The following is a 19,958-nucleotide window of genomic DNA, read 5'->3' as shown; positions in this document are numbered from 1 at the left end:
ACTGTCCGGTCAGTCGCCGATCCGGAACCCCGGGCCATTGGCCTGGACGCCGACCGCCCCGGCGCCGCCGAAGTGGGCCGGAATCACGAGGGCTCCCCGGTCGGCCGCCCAGCGCAGGACCTCGCGGCGGGACCGGGCGGCCTGCGCGGGATCGTGGCAGAAACAGCTCGACGTCCCGGGGGACAGCACCTGCACCGGGGAGTGCATCAGGTCCCCGGCGAAGACCGCGGCCCGGCCGCCGGCCTCCACGCGGACGACGGCGTGACCCGGGGTGTGGCCGGGCGCGGCGACCAGCCGCAGATCACCGTCGACGGCGTACTCGCCGGTCCAGGCCACGGCCTGCCCGGCGTCGAGGACCGGCTGCACCGACGCCGCGTACACCGCCGCGCTGCGGCCCGGCTGCTCGACGAGCCGGTCCGGGTGGAAGAACTCCAGATCGGCCGCGGCGAACAGGTAGGTGGCGTTCGGGAAGGCCGGCACCCGGCCGCCGCCCGCCGCCTCGCGGGTGTTCCCGCCGACGTGGTCGGCGTGCAGGTGCGTACAGATGACGACGTCGACCTCCGCGGCCGCCGTTCCCGCGGCGGCGAGCGCGGCGGGCAGGTCGCCGTGGCCGGCCAGTCCGGTGTCGATGAGCACCGTACGCCCGCCGCCGCGCAGCAGCCAGCTCCGCACGACGATGTGTACGCGGTCGGCGGCCGGATCCCAGTGATCCGGCACGAGCCGGTCGGCGTGCGCGGCGAACAGGCCGGAGTCGATGCCCGGGAAGAACTCGGTCGGCGGCAGCGGCCAGTTCTCGAAATACTGGACGGGCGTCGCGGTGACCCGTCCCAAGTCGATCAGGTGCATACGCTGATCCTCGACGGCGTACGCGGCTGCGGAAAGAAGGCACATCCATGTCCACTGACGGCATCGTGGTGAGCGCGCAGGCGTACCGGGAGTGTCCGGTCCGGCGCGTCCTGGACCGGCTGGGCGACACCTGGACGCTCGCGCTGCTGCGGGTACTCGCCGACGGCGTACACGGCTTCAACGACCTCGACCGCCGCATCGAGGGGATCAGCCGGCGGATGCTGACCCGCTGCCTGCGTACCCTCGAAGAGGAGGGGATCGTCAGCCGTCGCCGGGCGAGCGCCGCCGGTGGCCGGGTCGAGTACGCGCTGACGGACCGCGGTCTGTCGCTGCGCCGGCAACTGACCGCACTGTCGGACTGGGCGGCCGACGACATCGCGTCAGAATCTTGAGGCCCGACAGGACGGTTCCGGTACATGCTCCGGAACCGTAAATGATCATGCAATGAGTGGCGTCATGGACCTCGGGCCGGTCAGAGCTGCTCGGCGAGGACCTGGGCGAAGGTCGGACCGGCGGCCGCGAACGCGGCCCGGCCGGTGTCGGTGATCTGGGTGAAGACCCCGCGCCGGTCGTCGGGGCACATGTAGCGGGCCAGCAGCCCGGTCGACTCCAGGCGGCCGACCAGCCGGCTCGTCGTGCTCAGCGGCAGGCCGGTCTGCTCGGCGAGGCGCTGCATCCGCAGGTGCCCGTCGTCGGCGCCAGCCAGGGCGGTCAGCAGCTCGAAGTCGTTGGCGGAGATGCCGTGCGCCTGCCGCAGCGCGCTGTCGAGCGCGGCCGACACCCGCTGATAGGTACGCGCGACGTCACGCCAGGCGGCGGCCTGCCCGGCGCGGCCCTGCGCTGTGATCCTTCTCGCGTTCACGCCGCCATGATACTCCCATGTGAAATTCTCCCATCTGGAAGTACTTTCGCGAGCGAGAGGCTGGGTGGGACATGGAGGCGATCGGATTCGACGTGGCCGGCGGCCCCGAGGTGCTGCGCCGGGTGACGCTGCCCGATCCGGTGGCAGGCCCGGGCGAGGTGGTCATCCGGGTCGCGTACGCGGGGGTGAACTACGCCGAGGCCGAGCACCGGCGGGGCGTGTTCGGTCCCGCCGACGGGATCGAGGTGCCGGGGCTGGAGGTGTCGGGAACCGTGGCCGCGCTCGGCCCGGGTGTCGACGCGTTCACGGTCGGCCAGCCCGTGGCGGCGTACCTGCCGGCGTTCGGCGGTTATGCCGGGCAGGTCGCCGTCGCCGCCGCGTTCGTCCTGCCGCTGCCGGACGGCTGGGACCTGGCGGCGGCCGGCGGCTTCGGCTGCATCGCGCCGACGGCGTACGGGGTGGTCGCGGCCGGCCGGGTGACGGCGGGGGACACCGTGCTCGTGCACGCGGCGGCGGGCGGGGTCGGCTCGCTGGCCGGGCAGATCGCCCGCGCGCTCGGTGCGCACCAGATCATCGGCACCGTCGGCGATCCGGCCAAGGCGGCCCACGCCCTGCGGTCGGGCTACGACCTCGTCCTGCCCCGATCCGCGTACGCGGACGCCGTCCTGGAGGCGACCGGCGGCCGTGGCGTCGACGTGGTGCTCGACCCCGTCGGCGGCCGGGTACGCGCCGACAGCATCCCGCTGCTCGCCCCGTTCGGCCGGCTGGTGGCGTTCGGCAACGCCGCCGGGGAGCCGGATCTGACGCTGCCGGTGCAGCCGCTGTGGAAGAACAACCGGACGGTCGGCGGCTACAACATCGGCGATCTGGCCCGCCGGGCCCCGGCGTTGTGGCGGGCGCACGCGCTGGCGGTCCTCGACCTGGTGGCCGCGGGGCGGGTCCGGTTCGACATCGCCGAGATCGTGCCGATCGACGAGGCCGCCTCCGTCCACAAGCGACTCGACGAGGGCGCCACCGTCGGGAAGATCGTCTTGGCGGTGGCCGCCTGAGCCCGGCCGACCCCGGCCGCAGGACGTACACGGGGGTGCCGGGGAGGAGGAACCGCACAGCCCCCTTCTCCCCGACGGGATCAGAAGCCGATCGGCTCGCGGACGAGGACCACGAACCCCCGCTCGGGCAGGTACTCGTTCTCGATGATGAGGATGCGGCTGATGAACGACGTCTGCCCGGCCAGGTCCTGCAACCGCCGCCATTCGCGGGGCAGGCTGTAGGTCCGCAGCCGGCGCAGCCCGGTCTCCAGGTCCGCGACGACCTTCTGGGCGCCGACGATCCAGATGGCTTTGCGGGCACCGGACGCGTACGGGGCGAACTGGCTGCCGCTGGCCGATCCGATGACGAGGTGGCCCTGCTCCGTGACGGCGTGCACGCTGCCGACGACGGTGTCGGGCAGGGCGCCGAGCCGGATGCGGGCCCACAGGTCGTCGCCGAGATCCCCGGCCCGGGCGCGTACGGAGGTGAAGTTCCCGGACTCGTCGATGTCGGCGAGCAGCCCGGACTCGCGTACGGTCTCGCTGCTGGCGGTGAAGACGGTCTCGTCGGCGGTCAGCAGGTCGGTGGTGACGAGCTTGCGGGCGTCGGCGGCGGTGTCGACGATGTGGACGGTGAACCCGTTGGCCCGCAGGGCCGCGGCGGCCCGGTCGAGCCGGGTGTCGTCGGCCGGCGCGGCGAAGGACTCGTCGAGGGCGGGGGCTTGCGTGGACATGCGGTTCCTTCCGGTTCTTGGTGGTAACTGACCACATCGTCGGGAACCATGGACGAAAGCGGAAGAAGGCACTATTTTCTGCCTCAGTGAGGTGGGGGTAACCAATGGTCTTGAACAGCCGCGATTCCTTGACCTGCCAGGTCCGTGACGTACTCGACAGGGTGGGTGACAAGTGGACCCTGAGCGTGATCTACGAGCTGCGCGACGGCTCGCGCCGCTTCACCGACCTCAAGCGGGCGATCGACGGCATCAGCCAGCGGATGCTCACCGTCACCGTCCGCTCGCTGGAGCGCGACGGCCTGGTCGAGCGCACCGTGTACGCCACCGTGCCGCCCCGCGTCGACTACCGGCTCACCGCCCTCGGCCAGACGTTGCTGAAGACGGCGTGGGAACTCATCGACTGGGCGACCCTGCACGCCGCCGAGATCGACGAGGCCCGCGACCGCTACGACCATCGGCCGCCGACCCCCGTCTGAGGTCTCGGCCGCGCGCCTACGAGCGGAGGAACTCGTCGAACGTACGCGGCCGCCGGCCGGTCAGGTCCTGCACCGTGGACGTGGTCGCGGCCAGCGACCCGGCGGCGACCGCCTGCCACAGCTCGACGACGTCGGCGGCGAACGCGGCGGGCAGCCCCAGGCCGGTCAGCCGGGCGGTCATCCCGGCGGGGGTCAGGTCGAGCGTGCCGGCGCCGAGCTTCCTCGCGATCTCGGCGTGGGTCAGCGCCTCCGGGCCGGTCAGCGTGTAGGTCTCGTTGCCGCGGTGCGGCGCGGCCAGGAGTTCGGCCGCGCAGGCGGCGATGTCGAAGGCGTCGATGTAGGAGACGCGCCAGTCGCCGGCGAGGCCGATCAGCGCGCCGTCGTCGGTGAACGCGCCGGCTCCGGTGCGGAAGTTCTGCATGAAACCGCTGGGCTGCAACAGCGACCACGACAGCGGCGAGGCCTTCAGGTGCCGCTCGATCTCCCAGTGCGCGCCCTCGGCGAGCTTCCCGCCGGGCCTGGCGCCCCAGACCGACACCTTGACCACTGTGGACACGCCGGCCGCGACGGCGGCGTCGATCGCGGCGATCTGCTGGCGCACCATCGGCTGCGGCCCTTCGACGGGGATCGCGCCGCCGCCGTTGAGGAACAGCCGGTCCACGCCCCGCAGCGCCCGCGCGATCGAGCCGGGGTCGTCGAAGTCGCCCACCACGACGTCGCAGTCGAGGTCGGCGGCGGGATCGCGGACGAGGGCCCGGAACTCGACATTGCGCTCACGCAGCCGGCGCACGAGGTGGCCGCCGATCGATCCGGTCGCACCGGTCACAAGGATCACGAGCCGCTCCTGAGGTTAAGTCGAGGGACCCTCGAAATATAACCTGAGGTACCCTCGACTCTGCAAGTCCCCGACATGAGGAGGGTCGCGTGCCCCGCGCCGACGCCCAGCGCAACTACGACCGCCTGCTGACCGTGGCCGAGACGGCCTTCCGCGAGCACGGGATCGACGCGCCCCTGGAGCGCATCGCCCGCTCCGCCGGCGTCGCGGTGGGCACGCTCTACGGCCACTTCCCGAACCGGCGTACGCTGCTCGGCGCGCTGCTGCGCGAACGCAACGAGGCGCTGTTCGAGCTGGGCGACCGGCTGCTCGCGGAGTCCGCCGACGACGCGCTGGAGCGCTGGGTACGCGCGGTCACCGAGCATGCCGCCGCCTACCAGGGGCTGGCCGCCGAACTCGTGGGCGGTGCCGACGACGAAGCCTCAGAGCTGCACGCGAGCTGCGTACGCATGATGCGGATCGGCGAGGATCTGGTGGCCCGGGCCCGAGCCGCCGCGACGATCCGGCCCGACGTCCGCGGCGAGGACGTGTTCGCCCTCATGAACGCGGCGGCCTGGCTGCGCGGAGCGGGATCGGCGGCCGAGGCGGACCGGATCGTCGACTTCGCGCTGGCGGGCATGCGGCCCTGATCGGCTGAGCCGACCAGTGGCCGGCTCGTCAGGCGAGGAAGCCCATGACGTCGATGATGACGTCGGTGGCCTGGTTGGCGTACACCGTGATCTGGTCGGCGGTGCCGAGGCGGACGATCGTCGTGTTGGCCAGCACCTGGTTGGGGGCCCACCAGTTGATCGTCGAGATGTTCGGCACCGGGCCGGTCGCCGTCGGGTACACGGTCACGAAGCCGGAGCCGACGGTGTTGACGACCGTCACGTTGACCACCACGCCGCCCGCTCCCGCCGGTACGCCGGGGATCGGCTGGTACGGGCTGGTGGCGTCGCCCGGCACCACGATGTCCACCTTCTTGCCGGCGGTGAACTTGCCCTTGTACGAGCGCAGGGCCTGGGTGCCCGGGCGGCTGTCGAACAGCCGGTAGGGCGTCAGCGACTCGACCGCGCAGGCCCGCGCGTACGTCTCCAGGACCGGGTCGATCAGCTGCACCCGGCGCCACTTGCCGGGCGTACCGTCCTCGACGCACACGTACAGGTAGCCGTTGGCGCCGTCCGGTGTGGACACGGTCAGCTCGCCGGCGCGGTGGGTGCCGTAGCTGGGCGGGCCGTACACCGACCGGCTCTGCAGCCGCATCGGCGCCTGGCCGCCCTCGGCGATGAGCCCCGTGCCCTCGTCCGAGTACGCCTGCACGGCGACCCCGTCACCGCCGTCGGTCACCGACAGCACGGTCTGCGAACCGGTGTAGCTGCTCGCGATGACCGTGGCGGCGTTGGAGCTGCTCAGGTTCACCTGGCCCAGCAGGACGGCGTCCCCGTCGGCGGCCGCGGCCGGGCTGGGTACGGCGACCGCGGCGACACCGGCCGCGGCCACGACCGCACCGGCGCTGCCGAGGACCCGGCGGCGGCTGAGCTTCTCGCGTACCGGGGCGGCGGTCGGGGCGGCGGGCACCGACAGCCGGGCGAGCTGGCCGGCGAGGTCGTCGTGCTCGCGGGCGAGCTGCTCGAAGCGGCGCTCGGCGGCCGCCATGTGCTGTTCGAACTCGGCCCGCAGGGCGCCGATCTCGTCGTTGCCGATGGTGTCCATGGTCCCGCCGCTCAGTAGGTGAAGCCGATGACGTCGATGATCAGATGCGTCGGCGCCGACGCGTAGAAGTAGCTTCCGTTGATCGCCGGAAGCAGCGTCGTGTTCGCCAGCGTCTGCCCGGTGGCGAACCAGTTGATGTAGCTCGGCGCGGGCAGGTCGTTGTACTGCACGGCGCTGGTGACGAAGCCCGCGCCGACCGTGCCGGTCACGGTGAGGTTCGCCAGGATCCCGCCCAGGTGGGCCGGCAGTCCCGGCGATCCGTCGGGGTAGGTGGCGCCCTCGAAGACGATCTCGACGCTGCCCTTGCGCGGGTCGAGCCGCCCGGCCTTCGTGGTCCGCGAGTCGAACAGCCGGAACGGCTTGTTCAGCAGGTAGAGGACGCCGGGACTGCCGCCCCACCGCGCGGCGCTGGCCGAGACGCCCATCCGTCGCCACGTGCCCGGAGTGCCCGCCGCCGAGCAGAGGTACAGCTCGCGCCCGGCGTCGCACCACACCTCGCCGACCTCGTGCCGTCCGGTGGCCGGCGGTCCGTCGGTCGCGGCCGGGACGAGCCGTACGCCGCTGGCGGAGACGCCGATCCCGCTCGCCGACTTCGCCAGCAGCGCCGGACCGGTCCCGGCCAGTCCGGCCACGGCCAGGATCGGCTGATCGTCGGCGATGTCGTAGTTGCGCGAGAACGAGGTGCCGTATGTGGTGTTGTTCTGCACGCCGATCCGCATCGGGGTCCCGGCGGCGGCCGCCGCGATCTGCCGGCGCAGCTGCGCGTTGCGCTGCTCCAGCTCGTCGAGCCGCTGCCGGTTCTGGGCGGTGGCCTGCGCGATCCGCTCCCGCAGGGCCTTCGCCTCCGCCGAGTCCGTCACAGGACGACCCCCAGTACGTCGATGATCAGGTGGGTGGGCTGCGAGGCCTGCACGGCCAGCCGGCCGGTCGCGTCGAGCTTGACGAACGTCGTGGTGGCGACGGTCTGCGCGGTCCGGTACCAGTTCGTCACGGAGGTCTGCGGCGGCTGCTGCCCGGCCGCGTACGCCTTGAGGAAACCGGGGGTGCCGGTGTCGGTCACCGTGATGGTGGCGATCACCGCCTTGGTCTCGGCGGGCAGAAGCAGGCCGCTGGACACCGCCTGGATCGCGAGCACCTCGCCGGCCTTCAGCTTGCGGCCGAGCCCCACCTTGGCCGGGGTACCCGGGCGGGAGTCGAACAACCGGCCCGGCCCGGCCATCAGCAGGCCGCTCGTGCCGCCGCTGACCGCCAGGCGGTACCAGTTGCCACCCGCGTACGCGTAGAACCCGCCGGCCGGATCGCAGGCGACCGTGCCATTGGCGGGCTCGCCGGCGAAGAAGTCCATGGTCTGCGGGACCAGGCGCAGCGGGGCGGACCCGCCGTCGAGCCGCAGTCCGACACCGGTGGTCGAGGCGGCCCGCGCCTGACCGGTGGCGGCGATCGCGACCCCGTCGCTCGTCACCCGGGCGGCCGGCCGCGTACCGGCGTCGGTGACCGCGAGAACGGCGGAGGCGGAAGTGGTGGTCGTGGTGCGGGCCAGGACGGTCGAGACACCCGCGGCGACCTGGTGGGCGCCGCCGACGGTGACGGGGTCGCCGACGGCCGCGGCGAGGGCGGCGTTGCGGGCCGACAGCGCGGAGATGCGGTCCTGCAGCGCGGCGACCCTCGCCCGCAGGGCCTCGTAGTCGGCGGTCATACCAGGTAGCCCAGGATGTCGACGATCAGATGCGTGCCGTTGGCGGCGTAGAACCGCACGCCCCGGCCGAAGACCATCGTGGTCGTCGCGATGGTCTGGCCCGATCCGGTCCAGTTCACCGTCGACGTGCCCGGTACGCCGTCGCGGTCCAGCGGCACCACGGCACCCCACCCGGAACCGACGGTGTCGGTGACCGTGACCGTGGTGACGATCCCGCGCGCGCCCGGCGGGACGACGTTCGGCGCGGCCTGCGCGACGTCCAGCTCGATCCAGCTGCCGGCCTTCAGCTTCCCCCAGTAGGGGTAGGTGCCGCCCCAGTTGTAGGGCTGCTGCCCCGTGCGGCTGTCCCAGCGCCGGTAGGGCGTGTCCAGCAGGACGGTCGACGTCGTGTACGCGATGTCGGCCACCCCCGGCCAGTACGCGCCGCCGCCGAACATGATCTGCCGCCACTCGCCCGGCGTACCGGCGCCGGTGCAGGCGAACAGCAGGCCGCGGTTGTCCACGACCAGCTCGCCGACCTGGTGCGTACCGGTCGTGGGCGGGCCCTCGGTGTTGTGCGGCACGAGATGCAGCGGTGCCTGCCCGCCGCTGACCTCCAGGCCGACGCCCGTACCGGTGACGTGCGCGCCCAGCGTGCCGCCCTGCACGTCCAGCGCCGTCCCGGCCGAGCGCAGCCGGAGCGCCTGAGCCGTGTCCGCGGTGCTCACCTCCAGGACGGGAGTGTCGCCGGCGGTCCCGGCAGCCCGCTGCAACGAGGTCGTGCGCTCGCTGGCGGTGGTGTTCGTGACTCCGACGAGCAGCGGCTGGTCGTCGGTGGCGAGGGCCGGGGCGGCGTCGAAGGCCGTGACGGCGACGGCCGCGGCACCGGCGACGGCGGCGGCCTTGCCCACCGTGTGCATCAGGCGGCGCCGGCTCAGGCCGTGGTCCTCGGCGCGCCGGTCCACGGTGTCCGGCCCGGCCGGGGACACCCGCGCGGACAGGGCGGCGTGCTCACGGGTCAGCTCGTCCAGCCGCGCTTCGGCGGCCGCGAGCTGGGCGGCGAGATCACGGACGAGCGCATCGTCCGAGGAGTGCGGGGGCATGTCGACCGTCCTGGGGGGTGTCCGTCGCCGCAGTGGCGTCTCCGGCGCGAGCATATTATTCGCGCCGAGATCGTGGGGGGCGGGCGTCCGTGCCCGGAGACGGCGACGAAGGGGTCTTTGACGGTTGATGTCCGGTGCGATCCGTGCCACAGCTGAGGTCCCGGCCCGCTGAGCAAGGTATCGGCTGAGCAAGGTATCGACTGTTGGCAATACCTCACACCGGCAGCTGGAAGACCGGCCAGGCGTCCACCGGCCGGAAGCCGAGCACTGTGTTGACCGCCCGCATGTGCGAGTTCTCCTCGGCGTTCCACGCGTCGACGACGCGCAGCCGCGGCTCGTGGGCCCGCGCGTACGCGTGGTTGGCGGACTTGACGATCAGACCGAGCCGCCGGCCTCGGTGGGCGGGCTCGACGATCGTGATCCGCTGCCGCGCGTGCGTGTCGTCGGCCGACTCGAAGGCCAGCTTGGTGCGGGCCACGACCTCGCCGGTCGCGTCGTGCCGGACGGCCGTCGAGTAGGAGCGGTGGCCGCGCCCCTGTTCGGTCCGCTCCTGGCGGCGGATCCGCTCGGTGTCGTACCGGGCCTGCTCGGCGGCCAGGCCACCGGTGGGAGCGTCGAGGGTGAGCCGGCTCTGCAACGCGGCGACGTCCCCGATGATCTTCTCGGGTGCCGCGTCGCGCCACTGCACCAGCGAGTATCCGTCCGCGTGGGTCCACGCCTCGGCGAGCGTCGCGTCGTCGCCACCGGCCTGGTCGGGGGCCTGCCATCGGGATCTGATGCTGGTCATCCCGGGCCGGTGCGCGCGGCGGGTGAGGTAGCGGTAGCCGGCCTCGTCGCGGGCGGCGCCGCCGGGCAGCGTCCGCACCGTCTGGATCTCGATCAGGCTCCGGTGGTGCCGCCGGGCGGCCGCGCAGACCTCCGCCAGCAGCTCGGTGGCGACACCGCGCCGCCGTTCCCGCGGATGGACGATCAGTTCCAGGTGGACGGTCCCCAGGTTCTCCGCCTGGGGCAGCAGGTACGACGCGGCCCCGACGACCCGGTCGCCGTCCCAGGCGAGCAGCGCCTCCTCGGTCGTGGCCGGCCAGGCGTACGCGAACCGGGCCGCGTGCTCCCGGCGGCTGGGTGTGGGGAGGTCGGGCAGGTCGTGGCGGGTGACCGCGACCATCAGGTCGTACCACCGGCCCATTGCCGCGGAGTCGGCCGGATCGAGCCACGTGATGGTCATGCCCGCATCGTCCGGCCGGACCGACGGGACCGGCAACGGAATTACGCACGACCGGTGGGGCGGGACGGGTCCCGCCCCACCGGCTCGGTCACGAGACGTTCACCGCGGTGTCGTCCAGGAGGAACGACGTCTGCAGCGTCGACCCCTCGACGCCGGTGAACTTCAGGGTCACCGTGCTTCCCCTGTACGCGGCGAGGCTGTAGCTGCGCTGGGCGTACCCGGTGGAGCCGTTGAGGTTGGACAGTGTCGCCAGCGTGGCCAGGACGGTGCCGGACGAGTTGAGGACCTGCACCTTCAGCGTGTCGTACGCGGTGGTGGTCGTCGTCTCGGCGGTGTCGACGTGCAGCCAGAAGCTGAACGTGGCGCTCGTGCAGGCGGCGGGGATGGTGACCGCCTGGGCGAGGGTGTCGGTGTGCGCGGCGCCGTAGCCGTCGAGCCACGCGTAGTACGTGTTGCTGTGGGGGCTGTTGCCGGAGGAGTTCGTGATGACGCCGGAGGTGGCGGTCCAGCCGACGCCGGGGCCCGACTCGAAGCCGGGGTTGACCAGCAGCTGGGCGGGGGTGCACGAGGTGCCGCCGGTCGTGCTGGGCGTCGGGGCGGGGGAGCTCGGCGGGGTGGTGACGCCGGTGCCGGCCAGCCACTCCGTGGCGTTGAGCGCGAGCGCCGCGTCGGTGGCGCCGGTGTCGTTCCAGCCGTCGTAGAGGGTGTTGCCGGACTGGCCGGTGCCGTCGTCGATGTCCGAGCTGTCCCCCCAGATCGCGACCCGTCCGCTGCCGAACGTGCTGGTGGCGAAGAAGGCCCCGGTGGTGCCGCCGGCGGTGGCGCCGCTGACGTAGAGCAGGCCCTTGGCGTTGGCGTTGTCGGCGGGGTGCAGGGTGACGGTGGTGCCGTTGTAGAGCGCGCCGCCGGTCACGGTGCCGAAGGAGCCGTGCAGGACCGGGTTGGTCGCGGCGGTGATCGCCTTGGGGAAGCCGCTGGCGATGTTGAGCAGGTCGACGCTGAAGCCGAACGGGTCGGTGCTGTCGACGGTGTTGTTGGTCATCAGGTCGTTGACGACCTTCGGGGCGTCGGCGCCGTCGTTGTTGCGGTCGCTGCCGGTGTGGTCGACGATGATGAACAGGCCGCCGCCGTTCTGCACGAACTTCATCACGGCGGTCTTCTCGGCGGCGCTCAGCAGCACGTTCGGCTCCGGCAGGACGAACTCGTCGAAGTTGGCGAGGTCCTGCGCGTTGGCGGTGTTGCCATAGGTGATGGTCTTGCCGGCGGCCAGGGTGGCGAGGGTGTAGTTGCCGGTCTTCTGCAGCGCCACGCCCCAGGACGACAGCGCTCCCGTCCAGCTGGTCTCGGTGGTGGGATTGGGGTTCTGCCCGGTCGGGTCGGGGATGCTGGTGCTGATGATCCAGTCGGCGTTGCCGGCGGTCTCGGCCTTCGAGTTGTCGAAGAGCACCCGGTGCTTGGCGGCTGCCGCGGTCGCGACGTGCGGGAGGGCGAATCCGGCGATGGTTGCCAGGGCGGCGGTGGCGAGCGCGGTGGCGGCGCCGACCAGTGCGAGTCTGGCGTTACGGGTCAGGCCCGGTGCGGAGTGATCCATGCCCGATAGTATCGAGGTATGCGGATGAATAGGCGATAGACGCCGGGTGGCGAGCGGACCTGCCGATCATGAAACGGCATGTGCCCGCACACCCGGCGCTCAGTGATCGCTGCCGATGAATCTCTTGTGGTGCGCGGTGTTTCTCCTCCGCGGGCGGGACGGGTCAGTTCCAGGGGGCGGCGACGAGCCAGCTGGTGTCCTGGGCCCACGAGGCGGTGGCGTCCCAGGCGTTGGAGCCGCCGTTCGCGGCCAGGTACACGGTGTTGGCGTAGTGGCGGACGTACTTGGCCGGATAGTTCACCGACTGCAGCGAGTAGCCGGTGCCGCTGTTGCCGGGCTTCGGGCAGAAGGTGGCGTCCTGGGCGAACAGCGAACTGCCGTCGTTGGCCCGCAGATACAGCCGGAAACCTTGATGGCGCAGGTAGGAGCCGCTCGTGTTGGCGGATTCGAACGAGACGCACGTGCTGTCGGCCAGGCCAGGGCGGACGAGCCAGGTGGCGTTGGCCTTCGCGGTCGCGGTGCTGCCCGCGGTGACCGCGGCGATCACCACGTTGGCATCGCCGGTGTCGTGGGAGATGTAGTCGGCCGTGCAGCACGCGGTGGTGGCCTGCAGCGAGATCCGCGAACCGGGGGTGAAGGCACCCGCGGTCCTGGCGTACCCGGCGGCGACGATGTTGGCCTGGACGGCGTTGTCGGCGGCGTCGGACGGGTAACCGGCGGTGACGGCGCCCTCGTAGAAGGTGCCCAGGCTCTGGTTGGTGTTGGTGGCGCAGCAGTCGCCGCCGCTGCCGAGCACGATGGCGCCCTGCTTCTTCATGGGGTTGTAGCCGCCGGGCAGCGCGCCGGAATAGAGGGTGGTCAGGCTGCCGGACTGGGCGTTAGCCCCCTTGAGCGCCATCTGGGTGCTGCCGTTGTTCTTCAGCATCGCGGTGACGTACGTGTTGGTGAAGGCGCGCTGGTTGGGGTTCCAGCTGGAGCCGCCGCCGGGGAACAGCCCGTATTCGAGGTCCGCCTGGACCCAGGGGCCGGTGCCGGAGCAGCCGCCGAACCAGCAGCTGGTGCCGAAGTAGATGGCGTCCATCGCACCGGCGCCGTCGGCCTTGCGGTCGGTCTCGCTGTTGCCGTAGTCGAAGCAGCAGCCGCTGTTGACGTGCGTACCGCTGGTCACCATGTAGACGCCCTGCGGAGCGCTGCCCGTCGGTACGCCTGAAGCGTGGCCGTCGTGCCAGTAGCTGTTGCCGGGGTTGATGTACAGCGAATAGACCTTGTTCCCGCCGGCCGTCAGCGCTTCCGAGGTCGCCGTGGCAGGCGTGTCCCGCCCGCCGGCACCGCCCGACCCCTGGTACGCGAGATCGTTGCCGTGCCCCGACTGGTCGTAGACGACGGTGACGACGCAGCCGGTGCCGGCGCAGAAGTTGTCCTGAGTGGACGCATTCGCGTAGCCGCCGGCCGACAGGGTCCCGACGTCCCTGGTGCTGCTGTCGGAGGCACGCCGGACCTGGTAGAGCCTTCCGCTGTACGCGGAGTACAGCGCCCGGACGGTGCTGTGCGCGGCCACGCACGGCGTACCGGCGGCGGCGTAGATGTCACAGGGCTGCGACGTCGCGGCCTGTGACGTGCCGCCGCCGGTGAGGACACCACCGACGAGGGCCGCGCCGGTCACGATCGCGAGGAAGGCTGTGCGGACGCGGCGGTCCAGTCGATGGAGAGCCATGAGTCGACCTCTTCCGTTGCTTGCGGGGTTGGCTGGGAGGTCACGCCACCGTGCAGGGAATGCCGTTGAGGGTGAAGGCGGTCGGTTCGGCGGTGTTGCCGGTGTGGGTCGCCTGGAAGCCGATGTCGATGCCGGTGCCCGGGGCGATGGTGCCGTTGTAGCTGAGGTTGCGGGCGCTCACCTGGCCGCTGGCGGGTGCGAAGGTCGCGTTCCAGCCCGAGGTGATGGACTGGCCCGAGGGCAGGGTGAAGGCCAGCGTCCAGCCGTCGATCGTGGACGTGCCGGTGTTGGCGATGTTGATGTTGGCCGTGAAGCCGGTGTCCCAGCTGCTCATCGTGTAGGTGACGCGGGGCGCCCCGCCGCCGCTGGGCGATGGCGTGGGCGACACGATGGGCGACGCGCTGGGGGAGGGGGCGGACGACCCGCTGGGCGTCGGAGAGGGCGAGGTACCGCTCAGGCTGGTCACGAAGGTCATGACGCTGCGGGCGGGAAGCGTGACGGTGACGGAGCCGTTGGACATGCCGAGCGCGCTCTGCGCCGCGACGTTCCGGCTCCCATCGGTCAGCCAGTTCGAGACGCTGCCGGACGCGGCCGTGCTCGCCAGGGTGAACTGCTGGCTCACCGACGTGGTGTTCTTGTTGACGGCGACGATGACGACGGTGTCGCCGCCGCGGTACGCCGAGACGAAGACGTTCGACGCCGGGTTCGCGGTCGCGTCGATGCGCACGTATCCGGGCCGGACGAATCTGGCGAAGTGCGCCATGACGGCGCCGCGCTTGCTGATCTGGCCGTCCTCCCGCAGGGGTCCGTAGCTGCGCCGGATGTACCACCACACGTACGTCTGGAACCCGCCGTCCACCATGGCGTGGTGGATGTGCTCGCCCACGTCGAGCGCTCCGGGCCAGGTGTCGCCCGCATCGGTGCTGTTGGGGTAGTAGACCTCGGTCATCCAGAGTTCCTTGCCCGCGCCCTTCTGCTGGAAGAGGGGGTAGGGGAAGCTCGAGTACGGCGTGCCGTAGAGGTGAGCCCCGATGATGTCCACGTTGGCCAGCGCCGTGGCGTCGTTGAGGATCGGGTCCGACATGGACTTCACGTACTGGAAGGACTCGGGCGCGATGACTCTGGTGCCGATCGCGCCGGCGTTCTGCCGCAGGAAGTTGACTATCTCGGTGGAGGTCCACCAGGTCCAGGTCGACGCGTAGTCGGGCTCGTTCTGCACGGATATGCCGTACAGGTTCACCCCGTTGTTGCGCATGTACGTGGTGAAGTCGTTGAGGTGCTGGGCGTAGGCCCCGTACGAGCTGTACTTGAGACGTTTCGCGTTGGTCTGGCTGCCGCGGGTGAAGGTCTCGGTCATGGCGGCGGGTGGGTTCCACGGCGACGCGAAGACGGTCGCGCCGAGTGCGACCGCGCGCTGCGCCGTCGCGAGGTCACGGCTCCAGTCCGACTGATTCTCGTTGACGGGGATCCGCAGCACCGAGAATCCGAGATGGCCGTCGCCGGAGCCGAACGCCGTATCGCGCTGGGCGGCGGTCAAGTCGCCGATCCAGGCGGCATGGGTCATACCGCCGAAGCCTCGGATCGTCTGCCGCGGTGCCGACGGATTGACGTTCGCCGTCGCGGCCGACGCATCCGTGGCCCCCAGCGCCGCGGCCGCGACCGTAAGGACCGGTACGGCCCCGATCGTGGTCAGGACGGCTCGCCGGCTCAGCAGGCTTCGCTCGCCGCGTACCGGCTCAGTGTTGTCTTGCGTCATGTCATGTCCTTCTGCTGTTGGTGCTGATGCGCCGATGACAGGGGTGGCTCCGGTCCGTGGCCGGACCGGCGCGCGTCAGCTCGCCTGACAGGTCACCGAGGGCGCGCTGTTGGCGCCCGGTGCGTTGCCGAGGAAGCCGAACTGGGTGCTGGCTCCCGCACCGAGCGCACCGTTGTAGTCGACGTTGCGGGCGCTCACCGCCGAACCGCTGGTGGTCACGGTCGCGCTCCAGGACTGCGTGATGGTCTGGCCGTTGGCGAACGTCCAGGTCACAGTCCAGCCGCTGATCGCGCCACCGCCGGCGGTCACTGTGACGGCGGCCTGGAAGCCGCCGGGCCACGAGCCGGTGATCGCGTACGCGGCTGAGCACGACCGGCCGCCGGGGGGCGGGCTCGACGGTGCGGAGCTGCCGCTCGGGGAGGCTGACGGCGATCGCGAGGCGGACGGGGACGGCGAGGCCGGTGTCCCGCTGCCGAGCGCCGACAGCACCGCGTCGTAGGCGGGCTTCTTGTTCCCGTTGTTGTCGAACAGCAGCGGGTTCTGCCCGGTACGCCAGGAGTCGCTGTCGCGGATGCCCCACACGGTGATCCCGGCGCATCGGGCGACGTTCATGCACGCCTTGACCGTGTTGGCGTACGCGGTGGTGCCGGCGTTCTGGATGTCGAGTTCGGTCAGCTGCACGTCGACGCCCAGCGCGGCGAAGTTCGACAGCGTGGTCGGGAAGCTCGACGGCGGTCCGCCCGTCCCGAAGTGGCTCTGGAACCCGACGCAGTCGATCGGTACGCCGCGGGACTTGAAGTCCTTGACCATGGCGTACACGCCCTGGGTCTTGGCGTCGGACCAGTTCTCGATGTTGTAGTCGTTGTAGCAGAGCTTCGCGGCTGGGTCGGCGGTACGCGCGGTGCGGAACGCCTCCTCGATGAACCCGTTGCCGAGGACGTTCTGGAAGACCGAGCTTCGGTGCTGGGTGGAGCCGTCGGCGAAGGCTTCGTTGACGACGTCCCAGGCGTAGATCTTGCCTTTGAAGTGGGTCATCTCGGTGGTGATGTGGTTGTCCATCACCGATCGCAGCGTGGTGGCGTCGGTGATGGAGCTGACCCAGCCGGGCAGTTGCGAATGCCAGACGGTGGTGTGGCCGCGCATGCGCTGGCCGTGGGCCAGGGCGTGGTTGACGATCTGGTCGGCGGGGCCGAAGTTGAAGCTGCCGCGGGACGGCTCGATCGTGTCCCACTTCATCTCGTTCTCGGGCGTGATCATGTTGAATTCGCGGTCGAGGATCGAGGCGTAGGTCGAGTTGCCGAGCTTGCCGGCGGCGACGGCGGTGCCGAAGTAGCGGCCGGAGGTCGCGGCCTGTGCGCCGAGCGTGCTCGCGGCCGCGGCGGTGCCGGGGGCCAGGAGGGCGGCCGCGGCGAGTGCGGCGAGGGCTGCCGCTGCGGGCAGGGTCAGCGTGGCCGGCAGGGTTCTGCTGTGCGGTTTCATGGTTCTCCGTTTCCGTGGGCGCGGAATGGATCTTCATCGTCGTGGGAGCGACGTGTGAACGTTCACAATCTCCGGCCGACCGCTGCCTCGGCGACCGAAGGAAAGGGATGACGGGTGGCAAAGCCTGGATGCTCCCATCGACATTTGCGAGATTGCCAGAATGTCGCCGCACGTTCAAGGGGACCATCCTCGTCAATTTTTAGAACACCGTCTGTGCAGGACACGTGGCCTGTCGGGGACTTTTCACGGCGTCTTTCCGGGTACCCGCATAACGCTTTTCGGGCCCGGATCATCGATGCGATCGAGGCCCGAAAACGTGCGTTCGAGTTTCTGTTATGCGGGGGCCGGCGACATCGCCGCGAGTGCTATCCCTTGACGGACGCGGCGTCCTGCTACACAGTCAACTCCCACGTACCGGACCTGATGAGAACGATGCCCGCCGCGAACCTCAACGACCTGGACCTGATCGACGCCGCGCAGTCCGGCGACCGGCAGGCGGCCGACGCCCTGCTGCGCAAGTACCTGCCGTTCGTCTACACCCTGGTCCGCAGAGCGATCGGTGACACCCCCGACGCCGACGACGTCGTGCAGGAGACGATGCTGCGCGCGCTGGCCGACCTCGACGATCTGCGTTCACCGGAGCGGTTCCGGGCGTGGCTCGCCGCCATCGGCGTCCACCAGGTCGGCACCTACCTGCGCCGGCACCGGCGGGCGGCGTACCGGCGGGCCGGACTCGAGGAGGTCGACGAGTCGGCGACCGGATCGTCCTTCGAGGACACCGCGGTGCTGCGGCTGGACCTGTCCCGGGAACGCCATCAGGTCGTCGAGAGCACGCAGTGGCTGGACCCCGACGACCGGCTGGTGCTGTCGCTGTGGTGGCTCGAAGTCGCCGGACAGCTGTCCCGCGGCGAACTCGCCACCGCGATCGGCGTCAGCCTCGCCCACGCCGGCGTACGCGTGCAGCGGACGCGGGCCCAGCTGGACGTGGCCCGCTCGGTGGTCGCCGCGCTGCATGCCCGGCCGGGCTGCCCGCGGCTGGCGGCCCTGGCCGGCGGTTGGAACGGGGAGCCGAATCCGTTGTGGCGCAAGCGGTTCGCCCGCCACGTACGCGACTGCGACGCCTGCCGGCCGGCCGGCCGCCTCGCGATCGCGCCGGAGCATCTGCTGGCCGGGTACGGCCTGCTGCCGGTGCCGGTGGCACTCGCCGGCGGGCTGCTCGGTCCGGCGACCGGTGCCGGGGCGCTGGCGGGTGCGGCGAAAGGCGGCCTGCTGGGACACCTGGCCCACTTGGTGGCGGCGCATCCGGTGGCGGCCGCGTTGGCCACGACCGCGGTGGCGGCCGGCGCCACCGTCACGGTCGTCAGCTGGCCGTCACCGCCACCGCAGCACCGCCCGCCGGCGGTCGCACGGGCGTCGCCGGCCACGTCACCGCGTCCGAGCCTCGCGCCGCTGCCCAGCCCCGCGGGGATCGCGCCGCCGAGCCCGTCGTCGTCGGCCGCCGCCCGGTCGGTGACCACCGGGCGGCTGTCGCTGGACGCCGACAGCGCACCCGGCTCGTACATCGCCATCACGACCGGGGACGTGGCGGTGCTCGCGCCGCTGACCACCGTCAGCCCGGTCGCGGCGCGGCAACTGGCCACGTTCGAGGTCGTCGCCGGGCTGCGCGACCCGGCCTGCTTCTCGTTCCGGTCCGCGGACGGCCGCTACCTGCGGCACGCGTCCTGGCGGCTGCGGCTGAACAAGGACGAGGGCACCACCCTGTACCGGGGCGACGCCACGTTCTGCGTGCGGCCCGGGCCGGTGGCCGGGTCGGTGCTGCTGGAATCGTCGAACTATCCGGGCTGGTTCGTGCACCTGCGCGGCACCGAGGTCTGGGTCGACCATTCCGACGGCAGCGCGGCGTTCCTGGCCGCGGCGGCGTTCCGGCCACGCGTACCGCTGGCCGGTTGAGATCGCAGGACGCCGCCGCCCGGGTGGACCCGGACGGCGGCGGACCGTCAGCGGTATCCCGCGGCGACGATGTTGGCTTGGACGGCGTTTTCGGTGGTGTCGGTGGGGTAGCCGGAGGTCATGACGCCTTCGTAGAAGGTGCCGGTGGCGCCGTGGCTGTTGTCGCCGCCGATGCCGAGGATGATGGCGCCTTCCTTCTTCATCGGGTTGTAGCCCGAGACGTTCGGACGCGCACCGTTGTAGAAGGTGGACAGGTTGCCGGACTGGGAGTTGCCGCCGCGGATCGACCAGTGGTTGGCTTCGCCTTTGACGATCGCGGTGGTGTAGCGGTAGTTGACGGTCGGGTCGTTGGCGTTGTAGCCGGCGTTGACGCCGGAGTAGAGGCCGTTTTCCAGGTCGGCCATGATCCATGGGCCGTTGCCGGTGCCGTAGCCCCAGACTTTGATGTTGCCGAAGTAGATGGCTTCCATGGTGCCGTTGCCGTTGTCGCGGCTGTTGGTCTCGGCGTTGCCGTAGTCGAAGCAGCAGCCGCCGTTGTAGTGGGTGCCGTCGAAGATGGCGTACATGCCTTCGGGCTGGTCGCCTTTGGCGATGCCGTTGGTGTTGTTGTTGCGGTAGCCGGTGCCGGCCGCGACGTAGACGCCGTACGCCTTCTGGCCGTTGAGGGTGGTGGGTGCGGCGGTGGCGTTGGCGAGGTTGTCGTAGCCGCCTGCGGCCGGGCCGCTGAACCCGCCCGGCGGGGCCTGGGTGAGGTGGTTGCCCCGGCCGGACTGGTCGTAGATGATCGTGATCAGGCACGTCGTGTTCGCGCAGAACGAGTCCTGCGCGGCGGCGTTGGCCACCCCGCCGGTGCTCAGTACGCCGATGTCGCGCGTGGTGTTGTCCGACGACCGGCGTATCTGGTACAGGGCACCGCCGTAGGCGGCGTACAACGCCCGGGTCGTGCTGTGCGCGGCCACGCACGGCGTACCACCGGCGGCGTAGATGTCGCA

19 protein-coding genes are annotated in these 19,958 nt (G+C 71.3%); 5 read left to right on the top strand and 14 right to left on the bottom strand.

The genetic code is table 11. The annotated features are described in order from the left end of the window. Positions 1 to 9 precede the first annotated feature (9 nt). Positions 10 to 846, bottom strand: a complete 837-nt coding sequence (locus G401_RS0120820; RefSeq protein ID WP_027344023.1) for an MBL fold metallo-hydrolase — start codon at positions 844 to 846, stop codon at positions 10 to 12. 47 nt (positions 847 to 893) lie between these two features. Here G401_RS0120820 and G401_RS0120815 point away from each other — a divergent pair, with 47 nt between their 5' ends. Next, a complete protein-coding gene (locus tag G401_RS0120815) occupies positions 894 to 1,238 on the top strand; it encodes a winged helix-turn-helix transcriptional regulator (protein ID WP_051366926.1) in 345 nt (114 codons plus the stop codon). An 80-nt stretch (positions 1,239 to 1,318) separates the two neighbouring features. Here the strand turns inward: G401_RS0120815 and G401_RS47195 are convergent, their stop codons facing one another. After that, the gene (locus tag G401_RS47195; protein ID WP_169734224.1) at positions 1,319 to 1,708 is read right to left on the bottom strand and encodes a MarR family winged helix-turn-helix transcriptional regulator; all 390 of its coding nucleotides are present in this window, start codon (positions 1,706 to 1,708) and stop codon (positions 1,319 to 1,321) included. Between the two features lie 71 nt (positions 1,709 to 1,779). Between G401_RS47195 and G401_RS0120805 the strand changes: the two genes are divergently transcribed. Continuing rightward, on the top strand, positions 1,780 to 2,757 hold the full coding sequence (locus G401_RS0120805) for a quinone oxidoreductase family protein (RefSeq protein ID WP_027344021.1): 978 nt from the start codon (positions 1,780 to 1,782) through the stop codon (positions 2,755 to 2,757). An 80-nt stretch (positions 2,758 to 2,837) separates the two neighbouring features. Here G401_RS0120805 and G401_RS0120800 read toward each other — a convergent pair whose 3' ends face one another. After that, complete coding sequence (locus G401_RS0120800; protein ID WP_027344020.1) at positions 2,838 to 3,470, bottom strand: LUD domain-containing protein; 633 nt, start codon at positions 3,468 to 3,470, stop codon at positions 2,838 to 2,840. A gap of 161 nt (positions 3,471 to 3,631) precedes the next feature. Between G401_RS0120800 and G401_RS47190 the strand changes: the two genes are divergently transcribed. Next, complete coding sequence (locus G401_RS47190; RefSeq protein ID WP_245601800.1) at positions 3,632 to 3,946, top strand: winged helix-turn-helix transcriptional regulator; 315 nt, start codon at positions 3,632 to 3,634, stop codon at positions 3,944 to 3,946. A gap of 16 nt (positions 3,947 to 3,962) precedes the next feature. Here the strand turns inward: G401_RS47190 and G401_RS0120790 are convergent, their stop codons facing one another. Beyond that, a complete protein-coding gene (locus tag G401_RS0120790; RefSeq protein WP_027344019.1) occupies positions 3,963 to 4,781 on the bottom strand; it encodes an NAD(P)H-binding protein in 819 nt (272 codons plus the stop codon). 89 nt (positions 4,782 to 4,870) lie between these two features. On the opposite strand from G401_RS0120790, the gene G401_RS0120785 reads away from it, so the two are divergent. Further along, positions 4,871 to 5,410 carry a TetR/AcrR family transcriptional regulator gene (locus G401_RS0120785; protein WP_027344018.1) on the top strand — a complete coding sequence of 180 codons (540 nt, stop codon included), beginning with the start codon at positions 4,871 to 4,873 and terminating at the stop codon, positions 5,408 to 5,410. 28 nt (positions 5,411 to 5,438) lie between these two features. Here G401_RS0120785 and G401_RS0120780 read toward each other — a convergent pair whose 3' ends face one another. The 9 genes from G401_RS0120780 to G401_RS47180 all read right to left on the bottom strand — a co-directional run bounded on the left by G401_RS0120780 (position 5,439) and on the right by G401_RS47180 (position 17,016). Then, positions 5,439 to 6,473, bottom strand: coding sequence for a hypothetical protein (locus tag G401_RS0120780; RefSeq protein ID WP_027344017.1), 1,035 nt, complete (start codon positions 6,471 to 6,473; stop codon positions 5,439 to 5,441). Between the two features lie 11 nt (positions 6,474 to 6,484). Beyond that, complete coding sequence (locus tag G401_RS0120775; protein WP_027344016.1) at positions 6,485 to 7,333, bottom strand: hypothetical protein; 849 nt, start codon at positions 7,331 to 7,333, stop codon at positions 6,485 to 6,487. Further along, positions 7,330 to 8,169 carry a hypothetical protein gene (locus tag G401_RS0120770; RefSeq protein ID WP_027344015.1) on the bottom strand — a complete coding sequence of 280 codons (840 nt, stop codon included), beginning with the start codon at positions 8,167 to 8,169 and terminating at the stop codon, positions 7,330 to 7,332. The genes G401_RS0120775 and G401_RS0120770 overlap by 4 nt, the downstream gene beginning before the upstream one ends. Further along, positions 8,166 to 9,251, bottom strand: coding sequence for a hypothetical protein (locus G401_RS0120765; RefSeq protein WP_027344014.1), 1,086 nt, complete (start codon positions 9,249 to 9,251; stop codon positions 8,166 to 8,168). The genes G401_RS0120770 and G401_RS0120765 overlap by 4 nt, the downstream gene beginning before the upstream one ends. 214 nt (positions 9,252 to 9,465) lie before the next feature. Beyond that, positions 9,466 to 10,476 carry a GNAT family N-acetyltransferase gene (locus G401_RS0120760; RefSeq protein WP_027344013.1) on the bottom strand — a complete coding sequence of 337 codons (1,011 nt, stop codon included), beginning with the start codon at positions 10,474 to 10,476 and terminating at the stop codon, positions 9,466 to 9,468. A gap of 88 nt (positions 10,477 to 10,564) precedes the next feature. Further along, positions 10,565 to 12,067: a hypothetical protein gene (locus G401_RS0120755; protein WP_027344012.1), complete on the bottom strand. Its 1,503-nt coding sequence runs from the start codon at positions 12,065 to 12,067 to the stop codon at positions 10,565 to 10,567. Between the two features lie 163 nt (positions 12,068 to 12,230). Beyond that, entirely contained in the window at positions 12,231 to 13,781 is a 1,551-nt protein-coding gene (locus G401_RS0120750; RefSeq protein WP_084557431.1) for an alpha-L-arabinofuranosidase B, read from the bottom strand. A 40-nt stretch (positions 13,782 to 13,821) separates the two neighbouring features. Next, entirely contained in the window at positions 13,822 to 15,537 is a 1,716-nt protein-coding gene (locus G401_RS47185; RefSeq protein ID WP_034592501.1) for a cellulose binding domain-containing protein, read from the bottom strand. A gap of 75 nt (positions 15,538 to 15,612) precedes the next feature. After that, a complete protein-coding gene (locus tag G401_RS47180) occupies positions 15,613 to 17,016 on the bottom strand; it encodes an endo-1,4-beta-xylanase (RefSeq protein ID WP_084557430.1) in 1,404 nt (467 codons plus the stop codon). Positions 17,017 to 17,448: 432 nt separating this feature from the next. On the opposite strand from G401_RS47180, the gene G401_RS0120735 reads away from it, so the two are divergent. After that, positions 17,449 to 18,966 carry a sigma-70 family RNA polymerase sigma factor gene (locus G401_RS0120735; RefSeq protein WP_027344010.1) on the top strand — a complete coding sequence of 506 codons (1,518 nt, stop codon included), beginning with the start codon at positions 17,449 to 17,451 and terminating at the stop codon, positions 18,964 to 18,966. A gap of 47 nt (positions 18,967 to 19,013) precedes the next feature. Here G401_RS0120735 and G401_RS47175 read toward each other — a convergent pair. Beyond that, positions 19,014 to 19,958, bottom strand: a 945-nt coding sequence (locus tag G401_RS47175) for an arabinofuranosidase catalytic domain-containing protein (RefSeq protein ID WP_034592498.1), incomplete at its 5' end; no start/stop codon positions are given.

The organism is Hamadaea tsunoensis DSM 44101, from assembly GCF_000428945.1.
GTDB lineage: Bacteria > Actinomycetota > Actinomycetes > Mycobacteriales > Micromonosporaceae > Hamadaea > Hamadaea tsunoensis.
The sequence above is the reverse complement of the archived record's forward strand: the minus strand, read 5'-3'. Positions and strand labels throughout refer to the sequence as shown.

Excerpts from the sequence above, each read along its gene's own strand:
- G401_RS0120805 (WP_027344021.1), top strand. The coding sequence starts at position 1,780 with ATGGAGGCGATCGGATTCGACGTGGCCGGCGGCCCCGAGGTGCTGCGC.
- G401_RS0120800 (WP_027344020.1), bottom strand. The coding sequence starts at position 3,470 with ATGTCCACGCAAGCCCCCGCCCTCGACGAGTCCTTCGCCGCGCCGGCC.
- G401_RS0120755 (WP_027344012.1), bottom strand. The coding sequence starts at position 12,067 with ATGGATCACTCCGCACCGGGCCTGACCCGTAACGCCAGACTCGCACTG.
- G401_RS0120780 (WP_027344017.1), bottom strand. The coding sequence starts at position 6,473 with ATGGACACCATCGGCAACGACGAGATCGGCGCCCTGCGGGCCGAGTTC.
- G401_RS0120760 (WP_027344013.1), bottom strand. The coding sequence starts at position 10,476 with ATGACCATCACGTGGCTCGATCCGGCCGACTCCGCGGCAATGGGCCGG.
- G401_RS0120750 (WP_084557431.1), bottom strand. The coding sequence starts at position 13,781 with ATGGCTCTCCATCGACTGGACCGCCGCGTCCGCACAGCCTTCCTCGCG.
- G401_RS0120820 (WP_027344023.1), bottom strand. The coding sequence starts at position 846 with ATGCACCTGATCGACTTGGGACGGGTCACCGCGACGCCCGTCCAGTAT.
- G401_RS0120735 (WP_027344010.1), top strand. The coding sequence starts at position 17,449 with ATGCCCGCCGCGAACCTCAACGACCTGGACCTGATCGACGCCGCGCAG.
- G401_RS47180 (WP_084557430.1), bottom strand. The coding sequence starts at position 17,016 with ATGAAACCGCACAGCAGAACCCTGCCGGCCACGCTGACCCTGCCCGCA.
- G401_RS0120770 (WP_027344015.1), bottom strand. The coding sequence starts at position 8,169 with ATGACCGCCGACTACGAGGCCCTGCGGGCGAGGGTCGCCGCGCTGCAG.
- G401_RS0120815 (WP_051366926.1), top strand. The coding sequence starts at position 894 with ATGTCCACTGACGGCATCGTGGTGAGCGCGCAGGCGTACCGGGAGTGT.
- G401_RS47185 (WP_034592501.1), bottom strand. The coding sequence starts at position 15,537 with ATGACGCAAGACAACACTGAGCCGGTACGCGGCGAGCGAAGCCTGCTG.
- G401_RS0120765 (WP_027344014.1), bottom strand. The coding sequence starts at position 9,251 with ATGCCCCCGCACTCCTCGGACGATGCGCTCGTCCGTGATCTCGCCGCC.